This is a genomic window from Verticiella sediminum, assembly GCF_007558815.1.
In the GTDB taxonomy this organism is placed as follows: domain Bacteria; phylum Pseudomonadota; class Gammaproteobacteria; order Burkholderiales; family Burkholderiaceae_B; genus Verticiella; species Verticiella sediminum.
The window spans coordinates 691,996-711,478 of sequence record NZ_VLTJ01000039.1 but is presented as its reverse complement, the minus strand read 5'-3'; the positions used below and the strand labels follow the sequence as shown (position 1 = coordinate 711,478).

Here is a 19,483-nt window from a genome sequence, read left to right as displayed (position 1 = left end):
ACCGAGACGTGGATCGAGATGGACGGCAAGGCACTGGCATACGCACGCTATTGGAGAAACTCGCTGGCGGACGCCGACTTCGGAAAAGGCGCACTGTCGCACGCGGATGCCGAAGCGCTTAGTCCGTTCACATGGCTGGACGGGCAAGCGGGCCGGCTCGATGAAGATGTCGTGCAGGCGTGCTTCGCGGGGGAGCCGGAAGAAGCAGCCACTGTCGAGATCATGCTGCGCCCGCAGGTGTACCGGGCCCGCTTGGTCCATGGAAATTCCAGGCTCGGGGGTGCGCCGGAGGTGGTGACGCCCCTGGTCACGCCAGCCGCGCTGGCCCGCGACGGCAGGGTCTTTCCCCTTCCCGGTACGGTCATACCCCGCGACCTGCTGGAGCCGCAGGACACCGGCATCTACACCATCGGCGAGTTGCAGGCCCAGGACACCCACCTGACGCAAGGCGCGGTGCCAGGCGTCGACGATCTGCCGCGCACGCTCGAGACGGCTGATGGCGAGGCCTTGGCCGAACTGTGGGCGGCATACACGCGGGGATGCCTCGAACTACTGGGCAGCGTGTGTCCCGGCTGGCCCGATCCGCAGGAAGACGACTACCAGCTCGCGCCCTTTGGCTACTGGGTCAAGGCCGCATCGAACAAGGGCTATAGCCGAAACGTGCGCCAGCTCTACGACCATCTGGCCCGAGAGCGTCCGCAGGCCCCCCTGTTCGAGCGCTACGCCAGCGAACACGAGCTGGCGCCGGAAGCATCGCTGCCGCCGAACGCTATGTTCTCCGAGCGCCTGGCTCACTCCAGTGACCGATACCCGCTGGCGCCGGCGCAACGCGCGGCGCTCAGCCATTTCCTGCTGGGCCGGCATGGCGACATCCTTGCGGTCAACGGCCCGCCCGGGACGGGCAAGACCACCTTGCTGCTCTCGGTCGTGGCAACCCGCTGGGCCCGGGCCGCGCTGGCCGGCGACGATCCCCCCGTCATCCTGGCGGCTTCCACCAACAACCAGGCCGTCACCAACATCATTGATGCCTTCGGCAGCGATTTCGCCGAAGGCAGCGGCCCCCTCGCGGGGCGCTGGCTTCCCGAGGTCGCCAGCTTCGGCGCCTACTTCCCTTCGTCGTCCGCAGCGAAACGCCAATCCGTAGACGCCTATCAGACCAAGGACTTCTTCCAGCGAGTCGAATCGCGGGACTATGTCGAGCGCGCCAGGACGACCTACCTGGCTGCGGCGTCCCAGGCCTTTCCCGACATGCGGGTTGCGACGGTGGAAGACGTGGTTGCCGCCCTGCGGCGCAGCCTGGAAAGCCAGGCCGCAATGCTTGCGCAGATCGACGACGCCTGGCGTCACCGAGAGGAACTCCGGCAGCGCCTGCAGGGGCATACCCGCATCGCACCCGCGGACCTCGAGCAAAGGCGGCAACAGGCACAGCGTGAGCACGAAGCGGCACAGCAGGTCAGAGCCGCCTGGGAACGGCACCTCGCCCAGGAGCCTTTGCTCCGGACGCTGCTGAGCGCCATCATTCCGACCGTCAAGCGCGCCAGGCTGGCGGCAGCCCGGCACAGCGTGATGTCGCTCTGGCCCGGCGATCCCCCGCAGAAACGCTGGAACCAGGTTGCCGATATCGATGCGGACGTCGCCCAACTGGTCAACCGCACCTTGCGCGCCCGGACGGAAGTGCAGAATCTCGGCGGCGAATACCAGATAGCCGAGCGCCGGTTCGCCGAGGCGCAGGCCAGGTGGGAGGACATCCTGGGCAGCCTGGGTTTCGACGGCGACAGCCGACAGGCGACCCTGGCCGAGGTGGACGCGTGGTGCGATCGTCACTTGCGCTTCCACATGTTCCGGTTGACCACCCACTATTGGGAAGGCCGCTGGCTGATGAGCATGGCTGCCTTGCTGCCGGAGCTGGAACAGGAAGCGAAGAAGCGCGGCGCCAAGACGGTGAAGGAACGCTGGCGCCGGCGCATGATGCTGACGCCCTGCGTCGTGCTGACATTCTTCCGATTGCCGGAAGAACTCAAGGCGCGCCGACGCGAAGGCTCGGGCTACGCCGACCAGTATCTCTACGACTTCGCAGACCTGCTGATCGTGGACGAAGCCGGGCAGGTGTTGCCCGAAGTCGCCGGCGCTTCGTTCGCCCTGGCAAAGCAGGCACTGGTCATCGGCGATACGCTGCAGATCCCGCCCATCTGGTCCATTCCGCGCAGCATCGACATCGGCAACCTGCAAGAGGCGGGCTTGCTTGGGCGCTCGGACGACGTCTCGGCAGCGTACGACCAGCTTGCGAGCGGCGGCAAACTCGCGGCGTCGGGCAGCGTCATGCGCATCGCCCAGGTGGCCAGCCGCTGGCATGCGGATGCGGATCTGGCGCGCGGGCTCTTCCTGTACGAGCACCGCCGTTGCTACGACGACATCATCCAGTACAGCAACCAGCTCTGCTACCGCGGCAAACTCCTGCCCCTGCGCGGCAAACGCCCGCCGTCCGCACCAGAGGAACAACCACCGCCCTTGCCCGCCATGGGCTATCTGCACATCGACGGCATCGCCGTCAAGTGCACCGGCGGCAGCCGCTGCAACCCAGTCGAAGCGGACACCATCGCCGCATGGCTATGCGAGCACAGTGAGGTGCTGCAAGCGCGCTACGGCAAACCGCTGCATGACATCGTCGGCGTCATCTCACCCTTCGCCGGCCAGGTCCGCACGATCCGGCAAGCCTGCCGGCAACTGGGTATCACGGTGGACGGCGAGCACGGCCTGACCATCGGCACCGTCCATGCGCTGCAGGGCGCCGCACGGCCCGTGATCCTCTTCTCGCCGGTCTATTCCAAGCATGCCGACGGCCAGTTCATCGACAAGGACAGCAGCTTGTTGAACGTCGCCGTCTCGCGCGCCCAGGACGCCTTCTTGGTGTTCGGCGACATGGACGTGTTCACCACGGCCCCCGCGTCCACACCGCGCGGCAGGCTGGCCAGCATCCTGTTCGCCGACGAAGCCAACGCCCTGCGGTTCGCCGCGCAACCGCGCAAGGACCTGGAAGGCTCGGGCGCCACCCTGCGGCAACTGCTCGACGCCCCCGAGCACGACCCCTACCTTCTGGAGATCCTTCAGAAAGCGCAGCACGAAGTCCATATCGTCACGCCGTGGATACGGCCCGGCTGCGTCGAGGAAATCGGCGCCCTCGAAGCCATGTCCGCCGCCGTCCGCAGAGGCGTGCGCGTGAACGTGTATGCCGACGTGCTCTCCAACACCCATGACCGGGATCCGGCTGTGCAGCAGGCCAAGCGAGAGGCATTCGATCAGCAGGTGGCGCTGTTGCGCAGCCGAGGCATCGAGCCGGTCGGGCTAAGACAAGTGCACAGCAAGCTCGTCATCGCCGACGGCACCCACTATTGCGTCGGGTCTTTCAACTGGTTCAGTGCGCGACGCGACGTGCGCGGGGCACGCTCCGAAACCTCCTTGGCTTACCAGGGGGCTGGGCTCGAGGAGGAGATCGAGGTGCAAAGGAAGCACTTGGCGGGGCGTGCGGTCAGAACTCCTCCAGAAAGCGCATGCGGAACCGACGCCCCTTGATGTTGCTGTTGGACAGGCGTGAAAACGCCTGCTTGGCGATCTGGCGGTCCAACGCCACATAAGCGCTGAATTCGGTGATGTTGATCTTGCCGACCTGCTCGAATGTCAGGCCGCCATCACCGGTCAGGGCGCCCAGCAGGTCGCCGGGGCGCAGCTTGTCCTTCTTGCCGCCTTGTATGCACAAGGTGATCATGGGCGCGCGCAAGGGGCGGTCGGACTTGGGCCGCAGCGCGTTGAGATCGGCCCATTTGAGCGGGGCGCCCTGGTATTGCTCGATCAGGTTGGCCCAGCGCATCTCGTTGGGCGAACACAGGCTCAGCGCCAGCCCCTTCTGGTCGCCGCGGCCGCTGCGGCCGATGCGGTGCACGTGGACCTCGGTGTCCTTGGTCACGTCCACATTGATCACGGCGCCCAGGTTCTGGATGTCCAGACCGCGGGCGGCTACATCGGTGGCGACCAGCACGGCGCAGCTCTGATTGGCGAACTGGATCAGGATTTCGTCGCGCTCGCGCTGCTCCAGATCGCCGTTGAGCGCCTGGGCGCTGATGCCCTCGGAGCGCAGGCGCTCGACCACCTCGTGGCTTCGGATCTTGGTATTGCAGAACGCCAACGTGGACGCCGGGCGGAAGTGGGCCAGCAGCGTGACCACGGCGTTCAGCCTTTCGCCTTCGTCGATTTCGTAGAAGATCTGTTCGATGCGGCTCGCGTCGTGCTGGGCCTGCACCTTGACTTCGGCCGGGCTGCGCAGGAAGCGGGCGCTGAGCTTGCGGATGTTCTCGGGGTAGGTGGCCGAGAACAGCAAGGTCTGGCGCTTGGCCGGGCAGTGGGAGGCGATGGCGACGATGTCGTCATAGAACCCCATGTCCACCATGCGGTCGGCCTCGTCCAGCACCAGCGTGTTCAGGCCGGCCAGGTCCAGGCTGCCGCGCGCCAGGTGGTCCCGGATGCGGCCGGGCGTGCCCACCACCAGATGCGCGCCGCGGGCAAGCGATTCGGCCTGGGGACGCGCGGAAACGCCGCCGCACAGCGTCAGCACCTTGACGTTGGGGATCAGGCGGGCCAGCCGGCGCAACTCCTGGGCCACCTGATCGGCCAACTCGCGCGTGGGGCAAATCAGCAATGCCTGCGGGGCCAGACGGTTGACGTCCAGGTTCTGCAGCACGCCCAGGCCGAACGCCGCCGTCTTGCCGCTGCCGGTCTTGGCTTGCGCGATCAGGTCGCGGCCCTCCAGGATGAGCGGCAGGCTTTGCGCCTGGATGGGCGTCATCTGCTCGAAACCCAGGCTTTGCAGGTTGTCCAGCAAGGCAGGCAGGAGAGGCAGGGAGGAGAAAGGCGTGTTGGTCACAATAGAGCGGTTCGCAAGAACCGCGAAAGGGAGAATCGACCGACAGTGTATGCCCTGGCATCCTTTGCCGCGTCCGGCGGCCCGAAGGCCGCCCTGCCCCGCCCTTCCCGTTCAGGTTCAGTAATGAATCACCGTCCGAATCGACTTACCTTCATGCATCAGGTCGAACGCGTCGTTGATCTTGTCCAGCGGCAGCTTGTGCGTGATGAACGGGTCGAGCTGGATCTCCCCCTTCATGGCCTGCTCGACCATGCCCGGCAACTGCGTGCGGCCCTTCACGCCGCCGAAGGCCGAGCCGCGCCACACGCGGCCGGTGACGAGCTGGAACGGGCGGGTGCGGATTTCCTGGCCGGCGCCGGCGACGCCGATGATGATGCTCTCGCCCCAGCCCTTGTGGCAGCACTCGAGGGCGGCGCGCATGACGTCGACGTTGCCGATGCACTCGAAGCTGAAGTCCACGCCGCCGTCGGTCAGCTCGACGATGACTTCCTGGATGGGCTTGTCGTAGTCCTTGGGGTTGATGCAGTCGGTGGCGCCCATGGCCTTGGCGAACACGAACTTGGCGGGGTTGGTGTCGATGGCGAGGATGCGCCCGGCCTTGGCCTGGACGGCGCCCTGGATGACGGCCAGGCCGATGCCGCCGAGGCCGAACACGGCGACGCTGTCGCCTTCCTTGACCTTGGCGGTGTTGTGCACGGCGCCGATGCCGGTGGTGACGCCGCAGCCGAGCAGGCAGACCTTGTCCAGCGGGGCGTGGTCATTGACCTTGGCGAGCGAGATTTCGGCGACGACGGTGTATTCGCTGAACGTGGAGCAGCCCATGTAGTGGTAGATGGGCTGGCCGTTGTAGGAGAAGCGCGTGGTGCCGTCCGGCATCAGGCCCTTGCCCTGGGTGGCGCGCACGGCCTGGCACAGGTTGGTCTTGCCCGAGGTGCAGAATTTGCACTTGCCGCACTCAGCGGTATAGAGCGGGATGACGTGGTCGCCCCGCTTGACGCTGGTGACGCCCTCGCCCACTTCGACGACGATGCCGCCGCCCTCATGGCCCAGCACGGCGGGGAAGATGCCTTCGGGGTCGTCGCCCGACAGGGTGAAGGCGTCGGTGTGGCACACGCCGGTGTGGGTGATCTTGACCAGCACTTCGCCCTTCCGGGGCGGCGCGACGTCGATCTCGACGACTTCCAAGGGCTTGCCCGGCCCGAAGGCGACAGCGGCGCGAGATTTCATGGTGTTCTCCTGGACAGACGAGCCGCGGCCGCGCCGCGGCGGTTCATGATCATTTGAGGTACGAGCGCACGAGGGAGGTCATCTCCTCGACGCGTTCGTGGCGCTCGACGTCGGAATCGACCGGCGCGCCGAACTGCTCGCGGATGTGAGCTTCCATCACTTCCGACATGAGGCCGTTCACGGCCCCGCGGATCGCCGCCACCTGCTGCAGCACCGGCCCGCACTCAGCCCCTACGTCCAGCGCGCGCTCCAGCGCCTCGACCTGCCCGCGGATGCGGCGCACGCGAGCGAGAACGCGCTTTTTTTCCTGCGGAGTATGGGGCATGAGGGAGCCGACGCTGGGCATTTAGTATAGGGGGGTACAGTATATCGCCGTCGCCATTCGACTGTCAGCCAGAGCTTGCGGCAGCTCGTCGGAGAACTTGGCACGAGAGCGGTGATCCGCAGCGGCCTAAAAGAAGAGGAGAGAGGCAAGGCACCAAGCACCCGGCCCAGAATCAACGCCCCCGCCGCTCCCGCAGGAACGCCACCACGTCCTCCCGGTTGCGCGACCGCGCGAACGGCGGCAGCCCGCGCCACAGCAGCTTGCCGTACGGCTTTTCCACCAGCCGCCGATCCGCCACCATCAGCACGCCCCAGTCCGACTCGCGCCGGATCAAGCGCCCCGCGCCCTGCTTCAACGCAATCGCGGCCTGCGGCAACTGGAACTCGAAGAACGGGTTGCCGCCGCGCTTGCGGCTTTCCTTGATGCGCGCGTCGATGACAGGATCGTCGGGCGGCGCGAAGGGCAGTTTGTCGATGGCGACCAGCGTGAGCGCGTCGCCCGGCACGTCGATGCCTTCCCAGAAGCTGGCGCTGCCCACCAGCACCGCATGGTTACCGGTGCGCAAGGTCTCCAGCAGTTCGCGCCGCGTACGCTCGCCCTGGCGCAGCAGCGGCCACTTCCAGCCACGCTCGGCGAACACCGCCGACAGCAGCCGGTGCACGGTATCGACGGCACGCAGCGTGGTACAGAGGATCAGCGCCGAGCCCTGGTTGGCCTCGATCAAGGGCACCAGCGTGTCGACGAAAGCCTGGGTGAACTCGGGCCGGTCCGGCGCCGGGATGCCCTGCGGCACGAAGAGCATGCCGCAGTTCGGATAGTCGAAAGGGGATTCCCATTGCCCGGTGCGGGCTTCCCACAGCCCCAACTGCCGGGTGAAATGCGAGAAGTCGGTGCGCACGGCGAGCGTGGCGGAAGTCAGTATCCACGCCTGCCCTTCCGGCCGGTGGCGGGAGAACGCCTTGGCCACCGACAGCGGTGCGGCCTGCAGGCGCACGTGGTGGGTGGTGGTCTCGATCCAGCGCACCCAGTCGGCGTCGTCTTCCGAATCGGCCGCCGCTGCCCGCGGTTTGCGCCGCACGGGCGCGCCGGGCAGCGACAGTTGCTCCGCGTCGTGGTGCGCTGCCGTGCGTTCGTCCGCGGAGTCGCCATCAAGCGCGTCGCCCGCGCCGTCGTCGTCCCAGGCCGACGGCCCTTCGACTGCAGGCGGCGCAGGCGGCACGGGCTGCGCCTCGGGCGCCCAGCGCAGCAGGCGGCCGAAGAGTTCGGCTGCGCGCCGCGCCAGCAGTTCGAAGTCGGGATGGCGCTCGCGTACCGCGGCTACCACCTTGCCCAGGGTGCCCGCAGCTTCCAGCGCCGCCAGAATGGCAGCGTCGAAGGCCTCGGGGTCCGGCAGGGCCTCGAAGGCGGATTTCTGCCCCGGCATGCGTTCGATCGCCGCACAGGCCAGCCGCAGCTCGCGCGCGGCCTGTTCCAGCGGCTGGGCCAGCGCCACCCAGTCCGCGCTCTCGCGCGCCTGCGCGAGGCCGGTGTTCAGGCTGTCGCGCGCGAGTTCGAGCATCTGGTGCGTGGACACCGATTCGCCCAGGAAGCGCGTGGCCACCGTCGGCAACTGGTGCGCTTCGTCGAAGATCACGCAATCGGCGCGCGGCAGGAGTTCCGCGATGCCCTCGCCCCTGAGCGCCAGGTCGGCTAGAAAGAGGGCGTGGTTCACCACCACCACCTCGGCTTCCATCGCCGCCTTGCGCGCCTTCACGACGTGGCAGTCGCGGTAGAAGCCGCATTCGGTGCCCAGGCAGTTGTCGCGGGTGGACGTGACCTTGCCCCAGATGCTGGCGTTGTCGGGCACCTCGGCCAGTTCGGCAATGTCGCCCGTGCGCGTGCGCTTGGCGAACTTGCGGATGTGGCCCAGGTGCACCACCTCTTCGCGCGAGGCGAGCGCGCGCGGGTCGGCCTCGGTGCGCTCCAGGTGCAGGTGGCAGAGGTAGTTGCCGCGCCCCTTCAGCAGCGCGATCGCGGCCGGCATCTGCATGGCCGCCACCAACTGCGGCAGGTCGCGCGAGAAGATCTGGTCCTGCAGGGTCTTGGTGGCGGTCGAGACCAGTACCTTGCCACCGCGCAGCAACGCCGGCGCGAGGTAGGCGTAGGTCTTGCCCGTGCCGGTGCCGGCCTCGGCGACCAGAGTGCCTCCGTCGGCCAGGGTCTCGGCCACCGCCAGCGCCATCTCGGTCTGCTGGGAGCGCGCGCGAAAGCCGGGCAGGCGTTGCGCCAGCGGGCCATCGGTCGCGAACAGCGCGGCAATCCGCCTGACCGCGGCCGCGCGCCGCTCGCCCGCCTCCTCATCGTCGGGGGGCGACACGGTGTCGGCAACGGGGGAAACAGGCGCGCTCGACGAAGGCGTCGCGCCAACGCCCGGATCTGGACGGTCGGCAGGGTCGGCGCTATCGCCGGCTTGACGCTCGAGGGGCGCGCCAGAGGCGCGTTCAGGCATGGATATCGGGGACCAGCAGCATCTGCAGGCGCACCAGCTCGTCTTTCAGAAGCAGCTTGCGCTTCTTGAGGCGGCGGATGCTGAGTTCATCGCCATGCCCTTGGACCAGGCTCGACAATGCCAGATCGAGATCACGGTGCTCTTCCTGGATCATGGCCATACGATGCCGTATGGCTTCGGGCGAAGGGAGACTCACGGCGGGCTGGGCGATGGTGGCGGACGGCGCCGCAGACGGTGCCAAATGAAAGAAAACGATTGTCGCATCCGACGGCCCCTGCGGCAAGAACACCCGGGCGATATACGCGCAGTCACGGCTTTTCCGCGCGATTGATGGCAAAATCCGCGGTTTTCGTGCTGCGGACAGGCCGCGGCGCGCACTGCCAACAACGTGCCCATGACCGATACCGTGATCTCTGCCGTGTCCTCGCCCGTCTCCGCCGGCGACGACTCCCGCAACGAAGCCCGCCTGCTCGCCCAACTCGCGAGCGAGCTGGGCGCACGGCCCGCCCAGGTGGCGGCCGCCGTCGAGTTGCTGGACGGCGGCGCCACCGTCCCCTTCATCGCACGCTATCGCAAGGAAGCGACGGGCGGCCTGGACGACACCGTGCTGCGCAACCTGGAGGTGCGCCTGGAATACCTGCGCGACATGCAGCAGCGCCGCGCCGCCATCCTGCAGAGCATCGGCGAGCAGGGCAAGCTGACGCCCGAGCTGCAGGCCGCCATCGACGCGGCGGATTCCAAGCAGCGCCTGGAAGATCTCTACGCGCCGTACAAGCCCAAGCGCCGCACGCGCGCCCAGATCGCCAAGGAAGCCGGCCTGGAGCCGCTGGCCGATCTGCTGCTGAGCGACCCCGCGGCCGACCCGCAGGCTGCCGCTGCCGGCTACGTCAATGCCGAGGCCGGCGTGGCCGACGCCAAGGCGGCCCTGGACGGCGCGCGCGACATCCTCGCCGAGCGCTTCGCCGAGAACGCCGACCTCATCGCCCACCTGCGCGACCATCTCTGGGGCACGGCGCTGCTGTACTCCAAGGTGGCCGCGGGCAAGGAAGCCGAGGGCGCCAACTTCCGCGACTGGTTCGACTTTTCCGAGCCGCTGCGCACCCTGCCCTCGCACCGTGTGCTGGCCCTGCTGCGCGGGCGCCAGCAAGGCGTGCTCGAACTGCGCATCGGCCTGGAGCCCGAACAGGATGCCCTGCTGCCCCACCCCTGCGTGGCACGCGTGGCGAACTTCCTGCAGCTCGGCAAGCACCTCTTCGCCATCGACACGGACGCGCGCAGCAAGTGGCTGGGCGAGGTCTGCCGCTGGACCTGGCGCGTCAAGCTGCTGCCTTCCTTCGAGACCGAATTCGTCGGCCGCCTGCGCGAGGCGTCTGAAGCCGAAGCCATCCGCGTATTCGGCGCCAACCTGAAGGACTTGCTGCTGGCCGCGCCTGCCGGCCCCAAGGCCGTGCTCGGCCTGGACCCCGGCATCCGCACCGGCGTGAAGGTGGCGGCCATCGACCGCACCGGCAAGCTGGTCGCCACCCATACCGTGTATCCGCACGAGCCGCGCCGCGACTGGGACGGCAGCATCGCCACGCTCGCCCGCATCGCCGCCCAGCACAGGATCGAGCTGGTCGCCATCGGCAACGGCACGGCCTCGCGCGAGACGGAGAAGCTGGTCGTCGACCTCATGAAGCGGCACCCCGAACTCAACCTGACCAAGGTCGTGGTGTCCGAGGCCGGCGCCTCGGTGTACTCGGCGTCCGAGACCGCCGCCACCGAATTCCCCGACCTGGACGTCAGCCTGCGCGGCGCCGTCTCGATCGCCCGCCGCCTGCAGGACCCGCTCGCCGAGCTGGTCAAGATCGACCCCAAGGCAATCGGCGTGGGCCAGTACCAGCACGACGTCAATCAGCGCGAGCTGGCGCGCACGCTGGACGCCGTGGTCGAAGACTGCGTGAACGCCGTCGGCGTGGACGTGAACACCGCCTCGGCCGCCCTGCTCGCCCGCGTCTCGGGCCTGAACGGCAGCCTGGCGCGCAACATCGTCGCGCACCGCGACCAGCACGGCGTCTACCGGACACGCTCGGCCCTGATGGACGTTACGCGCTTCGGCGAGAAGGCCTTCGAGCAGGCCGCGGGCTTTCTGCGCATCCCGGATGGCGACAACCCGCTGGATGCCTCGGCGGTGCACCCCGAAGCCTACCCCGTGGTCGAGCGCATCCTCGCCGCGATCCAGGCGGAGGTGCGCCAGGTGATCGGCAACCGCACCGCGCTGAAGGGCGTGTCGCCCGCCAAGTTCGTCGACGAGCGCTTCGGCCTGCCCACCGTGCAGGACATCTTCAGCGAACTCGAGAAGCCCGGCCGCGACCCCCGCCCGGAGTTCAAGACTGCCCAGTTCAAGGATGGCGTGGAAACCCTGTCCGACCTGACCCCGGGCATGCTGCTCGAAGGCGTGGTGACCAACGTCGCCAACTTCGGCGCCTTCGTCGACATCGGCGTGCACCAGGACGGCCTGGTGCACATCTCCGCCCTGGCCGAGAAGTACGTCAAGGACCCGCGCGACGTGGTGCGCGTGGGCCAGACCGTCAAGGTCAAGGTGCTGGAAGTGGACCAGGCGCGCAAGCGCATCGCGCTTACCATGCGCCTGAACGACGACGTGCTGCCCGCGCGCCGCAGCGCCGGCGGCGACGCCCCGCGCGGCGGCAACCGCAACGGTGGCGACCGCGGCGGGCGCCAGGAACGCGCGCCGGCGAACAACGCAATGGCGGATGCGTTTGCACGCCTGAAGCAGCACTGACCGTCGATCGGCAGAAGCCCGCGTTTCGACCAGCCCGGCATCCCGTCGCGCCTGCCGCCGGATGCCGGGCTGGCGCGCCTGCTGGCGTGCCTGGCCGGACAGGCTGACCGAGGCGGGAATCGGGCGCCCGCCAGCGTGTCGCTCGCGCCAGCCGCGCGCCACCGCCTTCGCACCACCGGCTTCACGCCCCGGCACGAGGCCGTCCTCGCGTGCCCCTCCTTCCGCTTCCTCCCCCCGCGCCAACCGGTCCTGCCGGCCAGGTCCCGCATCCACGCTGCCTTCGCTCGCTTCGCGCTTGACAATGATATCCATATGAGAACACCATAATAAATAACGGTCCAATATTGGAACACGCGGCGGCTGAGGCCGTGTGTACGCCGCCTCCGCAACGCTCCCGTCTGACCGACCATGAAGCAAGCAACCACACGTCAAGAACCATTGCATGAAGCCCAGACCCCGCCGGAACAGCCCGCGCCGGGCGCTGGCGATCTGGCTGCGGAGGCCCGCGGCGGCCCGCGTTCTCCCATCCGCACGCTGCGCATACTCGATATCGTCGCGGAATCGCATGAGGGCATAGGCCTGGGGCAACTGAGCCAGCGCCTGGACATTCCCAAGACCAGTCTCTTCAACATGCTGCGCCCGCTCGTGACGGCGGGCTACCTGCTGCAGATCGACAACGCATACATCCTCGGCCCGGAAACCTTGCGCCTGTCGTTCCGGGCCAGCCGCAACTCCGCCTTCCTGCGCGTCATGCGACCGACACTGGAGCTGTGCGCGTCGCGGCTGGGCGAGACCGTGGCCTTCGTCATGCTCGAAGAAGCCCAGGCGCGCACGGAATACATGGACGTGGTGGAAGCCAACCGGCCGATCCGCTACGTGGTTCGGCCCGGTGAAGTCAGGCCGCTCTATTGCACTGCCGCCGGGCTCGCCATCCTGGCGTGGCAGCCGACGCATCAGGTGCAGCAATATCTGCGCAGCATCGAACGGCGCAAGATGACCCCATCGACCGAGATCGACAGCGACGCCATTCTCGCGCGCCTCCAGGAGATTCGACGCACGGGCACGAGCGTGACGCTGGGCGAATACAACGAGGAGATCTGCGGCATTGCCGCGCCGGTCTTCTGCCGGCCGAATGTCGCTTTCGGCGCCATCACCGCGGGCGCTCCCATTGCACGCGCGCTCGCATCGAAGGATGCCTACGTCCGGCTGGTCAAGGAGGCGGCCGAAAGCATCTCGATGGAACTCGTGAGACCGCATTCCAGGGTGGAACCGAAAGAGAGATAGGCAGCACGTTCCCGCACAAGGTTCTGGCCGGCTTGCTTGCAAAACAAAACCCACAGGAGACAAAGCAAATGGACGAAACATCGTTGCGGCGCCGCAGGCTGCTGGGCGCGGCGCTGGGTATCCCGATGATCCAGGGGTTGCCGCGTGCGGTGAGCGCGCAAGGCACCCTCAGGCCGTTGTCGATCATCGTGCCCTATCCGCCCGGCGGCGGCGGGGACATCAACGGGCGGTTCTACGCGGACAGGATGAGCCGGCAGCTCGGCGAGAAAGTCGTGGTCGAGAACCGGCCCGGCGCCAACGGCACGCTCGGCGCCAGCCATGTGATGTCGGCGCCTCCGGATGGCCGGACGCTGCTCTTCACCTATGGGAATCTGCTGCTGAACCAGCAGTTCCTCATGAAGGAGCCGGGCGTCGATCCCATCCAAGACCTGGTGCCGATCACACGCATGGGCATGCAGACGTCCCTGATCACGACGCGGGCCGATTCCCCGGTGAACAACCTGCGGGATTTCATCGCCCTCGCGCGGGACGCTCCCGGCAAGTACACCTATGCGTACTACGGGGACCTCGCTCTTGCCGCCCTGATCGCCGGCGCGGGGCTCGACATGGTGCGGGTGCCGTACAAGGGCGGCGTGCCCGGGATGATGGATGTCGCAGCGGGCCGTGTCGACATCATCTGGTCCTCGATCATCCAGTCGATACCCATGCTGAAGTCCGGCAGGCTCAAGGTGCTGGCGGTTTCCGGTGAAAAGCGCCTGCCCGAGTGGCCGGATGCGCCCCTGGTCTCGGAGATCGTGTCGGACTACCGGCTCAGCGATTACACGGTGGTTCTGGCGCCCAAGGGTACGCCCAGGGAAGTCGCGGATTCGCTCTACGAACAGTCCGCCACGGCCTTGTCGACCGACGAGGCCAGGCAGCGCCTGCAGGAAATGGGTTCGGTGCTGGGGCTGTTGCGCCCCGAGGCGCTGCTCGCCTACATGCGGGAAGACTACGCAGCGCTGGCAGCGGCGGCGAAGGCCGCGGGCATCCAGCCCGAGTGAATCGCCAGGGCCGAACGGCCCACCCATGCCCAAGCCCTTCCCCCGGACGACCGCTCCCGGGTTGCCGCTTCGTCCAGGCCGGCTCCAGCCGGACGGGACCGGCGCCGACAGCGTGGTTCGCTCTGGGCCATTGAACCAGCGCTTGACGGCTCGACAGCGGTCTTGACCGGGCCCCTCGAGCGTATCCATACAGGCCATTCCAGATCATGCCTCTCGATACTTCTCGATCTCCCTTGCGCATCGGCGGCGCGAGCGCCTTCTGGGGAGACAGCAACGCCGGCGTGGCGCAGCTCGTGCGCCAGGGCGAGATCGACGTTCTCGTCTTCGACTATCTGGCCGAGCTGACGATGTCGCTGCTGCAGCGCGCGCGCTCCAAGAACCCATCCTCGGGCTACGCGGGGGACTTCGTCGCCGCCGTGAAACCGCTGCTGCCGGAAATCGCCCAGCGCGGCATCAAGCTGCTGAGCAACGCCGGCGGGATGAACCCGCAGGCCTGCGCCCAGGCGTTGCGACAGGCGGCACAGGACGCCGGCGTGGCATTGCGCATCGCCGTCGTGCAGGGTGACGATCTCACGCCGAAGCACGAAGCCATCGTGCAAGCCGGCGTCACCGAGATGGGCAGCGGCGCCCCGCTACCCGACACCATCGCGAGCATGAATGCCTATCTGGGCGCGCTGCCCGTCATGCTCGCACTGGAGAACGGTGCGGACGTCGTCATCACCGGCCGCTGCGTCGACAGCGCGCTCTCCCTGGGCGCGCTGGCTCATCACTTCGGCTGGCGCAGCGATGACTACGACCGCCTGGCCGCCGGCAGTCTCGTCGGCCACATCCTCGAATGCACGACCCAGGTCACGGGCGGTCTCTTCACCGACTGGTGGCGCGTTCCCGGCTGGGAGAACATGGGCTTTCCGATCGCCGAGTGCGCCGAAGACGGCAGTTTCGTGCTGACCAAGCCGCCCGGCACCGGCGGGCTCATCGAGCCGGCCGTGGTGTCGGAGCAGATGCTCTACGAGATCGGCGATCCGGCGCGCTACCTGCTCCCGGACGTGACCTGCGACTTCACGGGGGTGTCGATGGAGCAGGTGGGCCCGGACCGCGTACGTCTGAGCGGCGCGCGCGGCCGGCCCCCGACCGACCGCTACAAGGTGAGTGCGACCTGGAGCGACGGCTATCGCGTATCGAGCACGCTCACCATCGTGGGCGAGGACGCGGCCGACTGCGCCGAACGCCTGGGCCCCGCCATCTTCGCGCGAGCGAGCAGGATGATGCTCGAGGCCGGCCTGGGAGACTTCACCGAAACCTTGTATGAAGTGCTGGGCAGCGAGCGCGCCACCTATGGCGCGTCCGCGCGCGGCGGACACGCGCGCGAAGTCGTGCTGCGCATCGCCGCGCGCCATCACGACCCGGCCGCTCTGGAGATCCTGGCGCGGGAGATCGCGCCCTTCGGCGTTTCCGGCGCGCCCGGCACCACCGGCTTTAGCGGCAGACCCAAGGTGCAGCCGGTGGTGCGCCTGTTCTCGTTCCTCTGGCCCAAGCGCGAGACGCCCGTCACCGTGCAGATCGACGGCAGGACCCTGCCCGTCCAGATCCCCTCCGGCGCCAGCTCGGAGATCGGCACGGCGCACGAAGGCCGCACGCACCCTCCCACCGCCATCCCGGCCGGGGAAACCGCGACCGTGCCGCTGGCCGCGATTGCCGTCGCGCGCAGCGGGGACAAAGGCGACATCTCGAATATCGCCCTGATCGCGCGCCACCCCCGGTTCGTCGCCTTGATCGCCGAGCAGATCACCGAGCAGGCAGTGGCGGCGTATTTCGCGCACCTGGTCCGTGGACGGGTCACGCGCCATGACGTGCCAGGGGTACACGCCTTCAACTTCGTCCTCGAGCAGGCCCTGGCCGGCGGCGGCGCGGCGTCGCTGCGCAACGACCCGCTCGGCAAGACGCTGGGCCAGGTGCTGTTGGGCCATCCCGTACGCGTGCCTGTGGCCTGGCTGCCCGAGACGGTGCGCAAGCCGGCCATGGAGCGTGCATGAATACGGCCACTTCACCGGGCGGGCCGCTGCAGGGCGTACGCATCCTCGATCTCACGACCGTGCTCATGGGGCCCTCGGCCACGCAGGCGCTGGCCGACCTGGGCGCCGACGTCATCAAGATCGAGACGCCCGACGGCGACGGCACGCGGCGCATCGGCCCGGCCAGCGAGCAGCAGATGGGCCCGCTGTATCTCGGCCTGAATCGCAACAAGCGCAGCGTCGTGCTCGACCTCAAGCGCGCGGAAGGACGGCAGGCCCTGCTGCGCCTGGCCGAGCATGCGGATGTGCTGACCTACAACGTGCGGCCCAAGGCGATGGAGCGCCTGCGCCTGGCCTACGAGGACGTGGCCGCCGTGAACCCGCGCATCATCTATGTCGGCATGATGGGCTTCTCGCAGCGCGGACGCTACGGGCCGGCACCGGCCTTCGACGACCTGATCCAGGCCGCGACCGGCCTGCCCGCCATGCTGGCGATCAGCAGCGGCGGCGAGCCGCGCTTCGTGCCCTTGAACATCGCCGACCGCTCCGTCGGGCTGTATGCCTTCGGTGTGATTGCCAGCGCGCTGTATGCGCGGGAGAAGACGGGCCGCGGGCAGCGCGTCGACGTGCCGATGCTCGAGACCATGGTGCCCTACGTCCTGGGCGATCACCTCTACGGCGAAAAATATGTGCCTCCCAAGGGCGAATACGGCTATCCGCGGCTGCTCGCGCCATCGCGCTTGCCCTACCCGACGAAGGACGGCTACCTCGCCTGCGCCATGTATACCGACGAGCACTGGAAGCGCTTTCTCGAACTTTCGGGCCAGGAGGATCTCGTCGATGACCCGCGCTTGAGCAGCATCACGGCGCGCACGGCGAACATCGAGGCGCTCTATGCCCTCGTGGGCCGCACGCTGCGCACGCGCACGACCGCCGAATGGACGCGCCTTCTCACCGAAGCCGACATTCCGATCTCGCCGGTGCACACCTTCGACTCGCTGCTGCACGATCCGCACCTGAACGACATCGGCTTTTTCCGGACCGAGACCCATCCGGCCATAGGCGGCTACCGCGAGACCGCGGTGCCCAGCGAATGGCATGACACGCCGCCGACCGGCTACCGGCCGCCGCCCGCGCTGGGTGAACACACCGTCGAAGTGCTGCGTGAAGCGGGTTACGACGACGAACAGATCCGGCAGCTCGCCGCCTCGGGCGCCTGCCGCCTTGCCTCACACGGAGACACCGCCCCATGACCAAACCCACCATCACGCCCGAACTTGCCCAGATCCGCGATGCGATCAACGGGCTGTGCGCGACCTTCGACGACGACTACTGGCTCCGGCTCGACCGCGAACACCGATTCCCGCACGAGTTCCGCAACGCCATCGCCCAGGCCGGCTGGCTGGGCATCGCCATGCCCGAGGAGTACGGCGGGGCGGGCCTCGGTGTGACCGAGGCGGCGTACATGATGCAGCTCGTCGCCAGTTCGGCCGGCACGATGGCGGCGTGCTCGAGCATCCATATCAATGTCTTCGGGCCCAACGCCATGGTCACGCACGGCACCGAAGAGCAGCGCCGCCGCATGCTGCCGCCCTTGATCCGCGGGGAGGACATCACGGCCTTCGGCGTCACGGAGCCCGACGCCGGGCTGAACACCACGCAACTGACGACGCGCGCCACGCGCACGCGCGACGGCTATGTCATCAATGGCCAGAAGGTCTGGACCTCGACCGCCCAGGTCGCCAACAAGATCATGCTGCTGGCGCGCACCGCGCCCTACGACCCGCAGCATCCCATCGACGGCATCACGCTGTTCTACACGGATCTGGACCGCCGGCATATCGAGGTGCGCGAAATCGAGAAGCTGGGCCGTGCCGCGGTGGACTCCAACGCCATCTTCATCACCGACCTGCCCGTGCCCGAAGGCGACCGCATCGGCCAGGAGGGCCAAGGCTTCCGGATCATCCTCGACAGCCTGAACCCCGAGCGGATTCTCGTGGCCGCGGAGGCGATCGGCATAGGCCGCCGCGCGTTGGCCAAGGCGACGGCCTATGCCAAGGAGCGCATCGTTTTCGGCCGTCCCATCGGCCAGAACCAGGCGATTCAACACCCGCTGGCCGAAAGCTGGGCGGAACTCGAGGCGGCGAATCTGATGGCGTTCCACGCGGCCGAGCTCTACGACGCCGGCCTGCCCTGCGGGCCGGAAGCGAATGCCGCCAAGATCCTCGGCGCCGAGGCGGGCCACACCGCCTGCGACCGCGCTGTGCGCACGCACGGCGGATTCGGCTACGCCAAGGAGTACCACGTGGAGCGCTACTTCCGCGAGTCCATGCTGCCGCGCCTTGCGCCCGTCAGCCGCGAACTCGTCCTCAGCCACATTGCCGAGCGCGTTCTCGGCCTGCCCAAATCCTACTGATACGGCGGGGCCTGTCGACTGGCCCCGCCCCACCCGCGCCGAGGCCTGCCCGGCCTCGGCACTCTGAACCGAGGAGACTCGCTTGAGCACTACAACCCGACTCGACACCAGCGACGACCTTCTGGTCGAGCACCGCGATGCCGTGCTGCGCCTGACCCTGAACCGCCCGCAGCGCCGCAACGCGCTGACCGATGAGGTCATGCTGCGCCTGGCCAGCGCGGTGCAGCAGGCAAGCGCCGAGCGCAGCGTGCGCGCGATCGTGCTGACGGGCGCCGGCGACAAGGCGTTCTGCGCGGGCGCGGATCTCACGCCCGGCGACACGCCCTTCAAGCCCGATTTCGCCCGGCTGCAGCTACCCATGGCCGACCTCGCGCGGGCCGTGCATGCTTGCCACGTGCCCATCATCGGCCGCATCAACGGCGCCTGCATGGCCGGCGGATTGGGTCTGTTCGGTCTGTGCGACATGGCCATCGCGACCGAGGACGCGCGTTTCGGCATGCCCGAAGTGAAGATCGGCATCTTTCCGATGCAGATCCTGACTATGCTGCGCGACCTGATCCCGCCGCGCTTTCTCAACCAGATGTGCTTCACCGGCCAGCCGATCGATGCGCGCACCGCCTTCTCGCTCGGGCTGCTGAACCGGGTCGTACCTGCGGCGGAACTCGATGCGGCCGTCGATGCGCTCGTGGCCGACGTACTGGCCGTCTCGCCGATCGCCGTGCGACGCGGCAAGTATGCGATGCGCGCGGTCGAGTCGATGTCGTTTCACGAGATGATGGCATTCACCGAAAGCAACATTTCCGCCATGATCCAGACGGAGGATGCGCGCGAGGGCCTGGCGGCCTTCAATGCCAAGCGCCCGCCCGAGTGGACGGGCCGGTGACCCGGCCGCCGCCATGGCCACGTCGATCGAGCCACGGCGCCGACCGCGGCCCGGTTGCCTGCCGGCCGCAGGCTAGGATGCGATCGCTCGGAAAGGCGATGTGAGCCCCGG

13 protein-coding genes are annotated in these 19,483 nt (G+C 68.1%); 8 read left to right on the top strand and 5 right to left on the bottom strand.

What is annotated here, in order from left to right:
* Nucleotides 1–18 precede the first annotated feature (18 nt).
* The gene (locus tag FOZ76_RS22775; RefSeq protein WP_143950546.1) at nucleotides 19–3,570 is read left to right on the top strand and encodes an AAA domain-containing protein; all 3,552 of its coding nucleotides are present in this window, start codon (nucleotides 19–21) and stop codon (nucleotides 3,568–3,570) included.
* Here FOZ76_RS22775 and dbpA read toward each other — a convergent pair.
* From dbpA to FOZ76_RS28045, 5 genes are all read right to left on the bottom strand, one after another.
* Nucleotides 3,527–4,915, bottom strand: a complete 1,389-nt coding sequence (gene dbpA, locus FOZ76_RS22770; protein WP_143950545.1) for an ATP-dependent RNA helicase DbpA — start codon at nucleotides 4,913–4,915, stop codon at nucleotides 3,527–3,529. The genes FOZ76_RS22775 and dbpA overlap by 44 nt on opposite strands.
* A 117-nt stretch (nucleotides 4,916–5,032) precedes the next feature.
* A complete protein-coding gene (locus FOZ76_RS22765) occupies nucleotides 5,033–6,142 on the bottom strand; it encodes an S-(hydroxymethyl)glutathione dehydrogenase/class III alcohol dehydrogenase (protein ID WP_143950544.1) in 1,110 nt (369 codons plus the stop codon).
* A gap of 49 nt (nucleotides 6,143–6,191) precedes the next feature.
* Complete coding sequence (locus tag FOZ76_RS22760) at nucleotides 6,192–6,467, bottom strand: metal/formaldehyde-sensitive transcriptional repressor (RefSeq protein WP_143950543.1); 276 nt, start codon at nucleotides 6,465–6,467, stop codon at nucleotides 6,192–6,194.
* Nucleotides 6,468–6,639: 172 nt separating this feature from the next.
* The gene (gene yoaA / locus FOZ76_RS22755; RefSeq protein WP_425473342.1) at nucleotides 6,640–8,955 is read right to left on the bottom strand and encodes a DNA repair helicase YoaA; all 2,316 of its coding nucleotides are present in this window, start codon (nucleotides 8,953–8,955) and stop codon (nucleotides 6,640–6,642) included.
* On the bottom strand, nucleotides 8,948–9,292 hold the full coding sequence (locus FOZ76_RS28045) for a DUF465 domain-containing protein (protein WP_246129710.1): 345 nt from the start codon (nucleotides 9,290–9,292) through the stop codon (nucleotides 8,948–8,950). Before FOZ76_RS28045 ends, yoaA begins: the two co-directional genes overlap by 8 nt.
* Before the next feature lie 57 nt (nucleotides 9,293–9,349).
* Between FOZ76_RS28045 and FOZ76_RS22745 the strand changes: the two genes are divergently transcribed.
* The 7 genes from FOZ76_RS22745 to FOZ76_RS22715 all read left to right on the top strand — a co-directional run bounded on the left by FOZ76_RS22745 (nucleotide 9,350) and on the right by FOZ76_RS22715 (nucleotide 19,372).
* Entirely contained in the window at nucleotides 9,350–11,737 is a 2,388-nt protein-coding gene (locus tag FOZ76_RS22745) for a Tex family protein (RefSeq protein WP_143950542.1), read from the top strand.
* A gap of 408 nt (nucleotides 11,738–12,145) precedes the next feature.
* The gene (locus FOZ76_RS22740) at nucleotides 12,146–13,021 is read left to right on the top strand and encodes an IclR family transcriptional regulator (RefSeq protein WP_143950541.1); all 876 of its coding nucleotides are present in this window, start codon (nucleotides 12,146–12,148) and stop codon (nucleotides 13,019–13,021) included.
* A 68-nt stretch (nucleotides 13,022–13,089) separates the two neighbouring features.
* Complete coding sequence (locus FOZ76_RS22735) at nucleotides 13,090–14,061, top strand: Bug family tripartite tricarboxylate transporter substrate binding protein (protein ID WP_143950540.1); 972 nt, start codon at nucleotides 13,090–13,092, stop codon at nucleotides 14,059–14,061.
* A gap of 206 nt (nucleotides 14,062–14,267) precedes the next feature.
* A complete protein-coding gene (locus tag FOZ76_RS22730) occupies nucleotides 14,268–16,094 on the top strand; it encodes an acyclic terpene utilization AtuA family protein (RefSeq protein WP_143950539.1) in 1,827 nt (608 codons plus the stop codon).
* Nucleotides 16,091–17,326 (top strand): CaiB/BaiF CoA transferase family protein, encoded by a 1,236-nt coding sequence (locus FOZ76_RS22725; protein WP_143950538.1) that lies wholly within the window; start codon nucleotides 16,091–16,093, stop codon nucleotides 17,324–17,326. Before FOZ76_RS22730 ends, FOZ76_RS22725 begins: the two co-directional genes overlap by 4 nt.
* Complete coding sequence (locus FOZ76_RS22720) at nucleotides 17,323–18,489, top strand: acyl-CoA dehydrogenase family protein (protein WP_143950537.1); 1,167 nt, start codon at nucleotides 17,323–17,325, stop codon at nucleotides 18,487–18,489. Before FOZ76_RS22725 ends, FOZ76_RS22720 begins: the two co-directional genes overlap by 4 nt.
* Nucleotides 18,490–18,571: 82 nt before the next feature.
* A complete protein-coding gene (locus tag FOZ76_RS22715; RefSeq protein WP_211366407.1) occupies nucleotides 18,572–19,372 on the top strand; it encodes an enoyl-CoA hydratase-related protein in 801 nt (266 codons plus the stop codon).
* Nucleotides 19,373–19,483: the final 111 nt, after the last annotated feature.

Coding starts and splice junctions, on each gene's coding strand:
- FOZ76_RS22775 (WP_143950546.1), top strand. CDS start 19: ATGGACGGCAAGGCACTGGCATACGCACGCTATTGGAGAAACTCGCTG.
- FOZ76_RS22765 (WP_143950544.1), bottom strand. CDS start 6,142: ATGAAATCTCGCGCCGCTGTCGCCTTCGGGCCGGGCAAGCCCTTGGAA.
- FOZ76_RS22760 (WP_143950543.1), bottom strand. CDS start 6,467: ATGCCCCATACTCCGCAGGAAAAAAAGCGCGTTCTCGCTCGCGTGCGC.
- yoaA (WP_425473342.1), bottom strand. CDS start 8,955: ATGCCTGAACGCGCCTCTGGCGCGCCCCTCGAGCGTCAAGCCGGCGAT.
- FOZ76_RS22745 (WP_143950542.1), top strand. CDS start 9,350: ATGACCGATACCGTGATCTCTGCCGTGTCCTCGCCCGTCTCCGCCGGC.
- FOZ76_RS22740 (WP_143950541.1), top strand. CDS start 12,146: ATGAAGCAAGCAACCACACGTCAAGAACCATTGCATGAAGCCCAGACC.
- FOZ76_RS22735 (WP_143950540.1), top strand. CDS start 13,090: ATGGACGAAACATCGTTGCGGCGCCGCAGGCTGCTGGGCGCGGCGCTG.
- FOZ76_RS22730 (WP_143950539.1), top strand. CDS start 14,268: ATGCCTCTCGATACTTCTCGATCTCCCTTGCGCATCGGCGGCGCGAGC.
- FOZ76_RS22725 (WP_143950538.1), top strand. CDS start 16,091: ATGAATACGGCCACTTCACCGGGCGGGCCGCTGCAGGGCGTACGCATC.
- FOZ76_RS22720 (WP_143950537.1), top strand. CDS start 17,323: ATGACCAAACCCACCATCACGCCCGAACTTGCCCAGATCCGCGATGCG.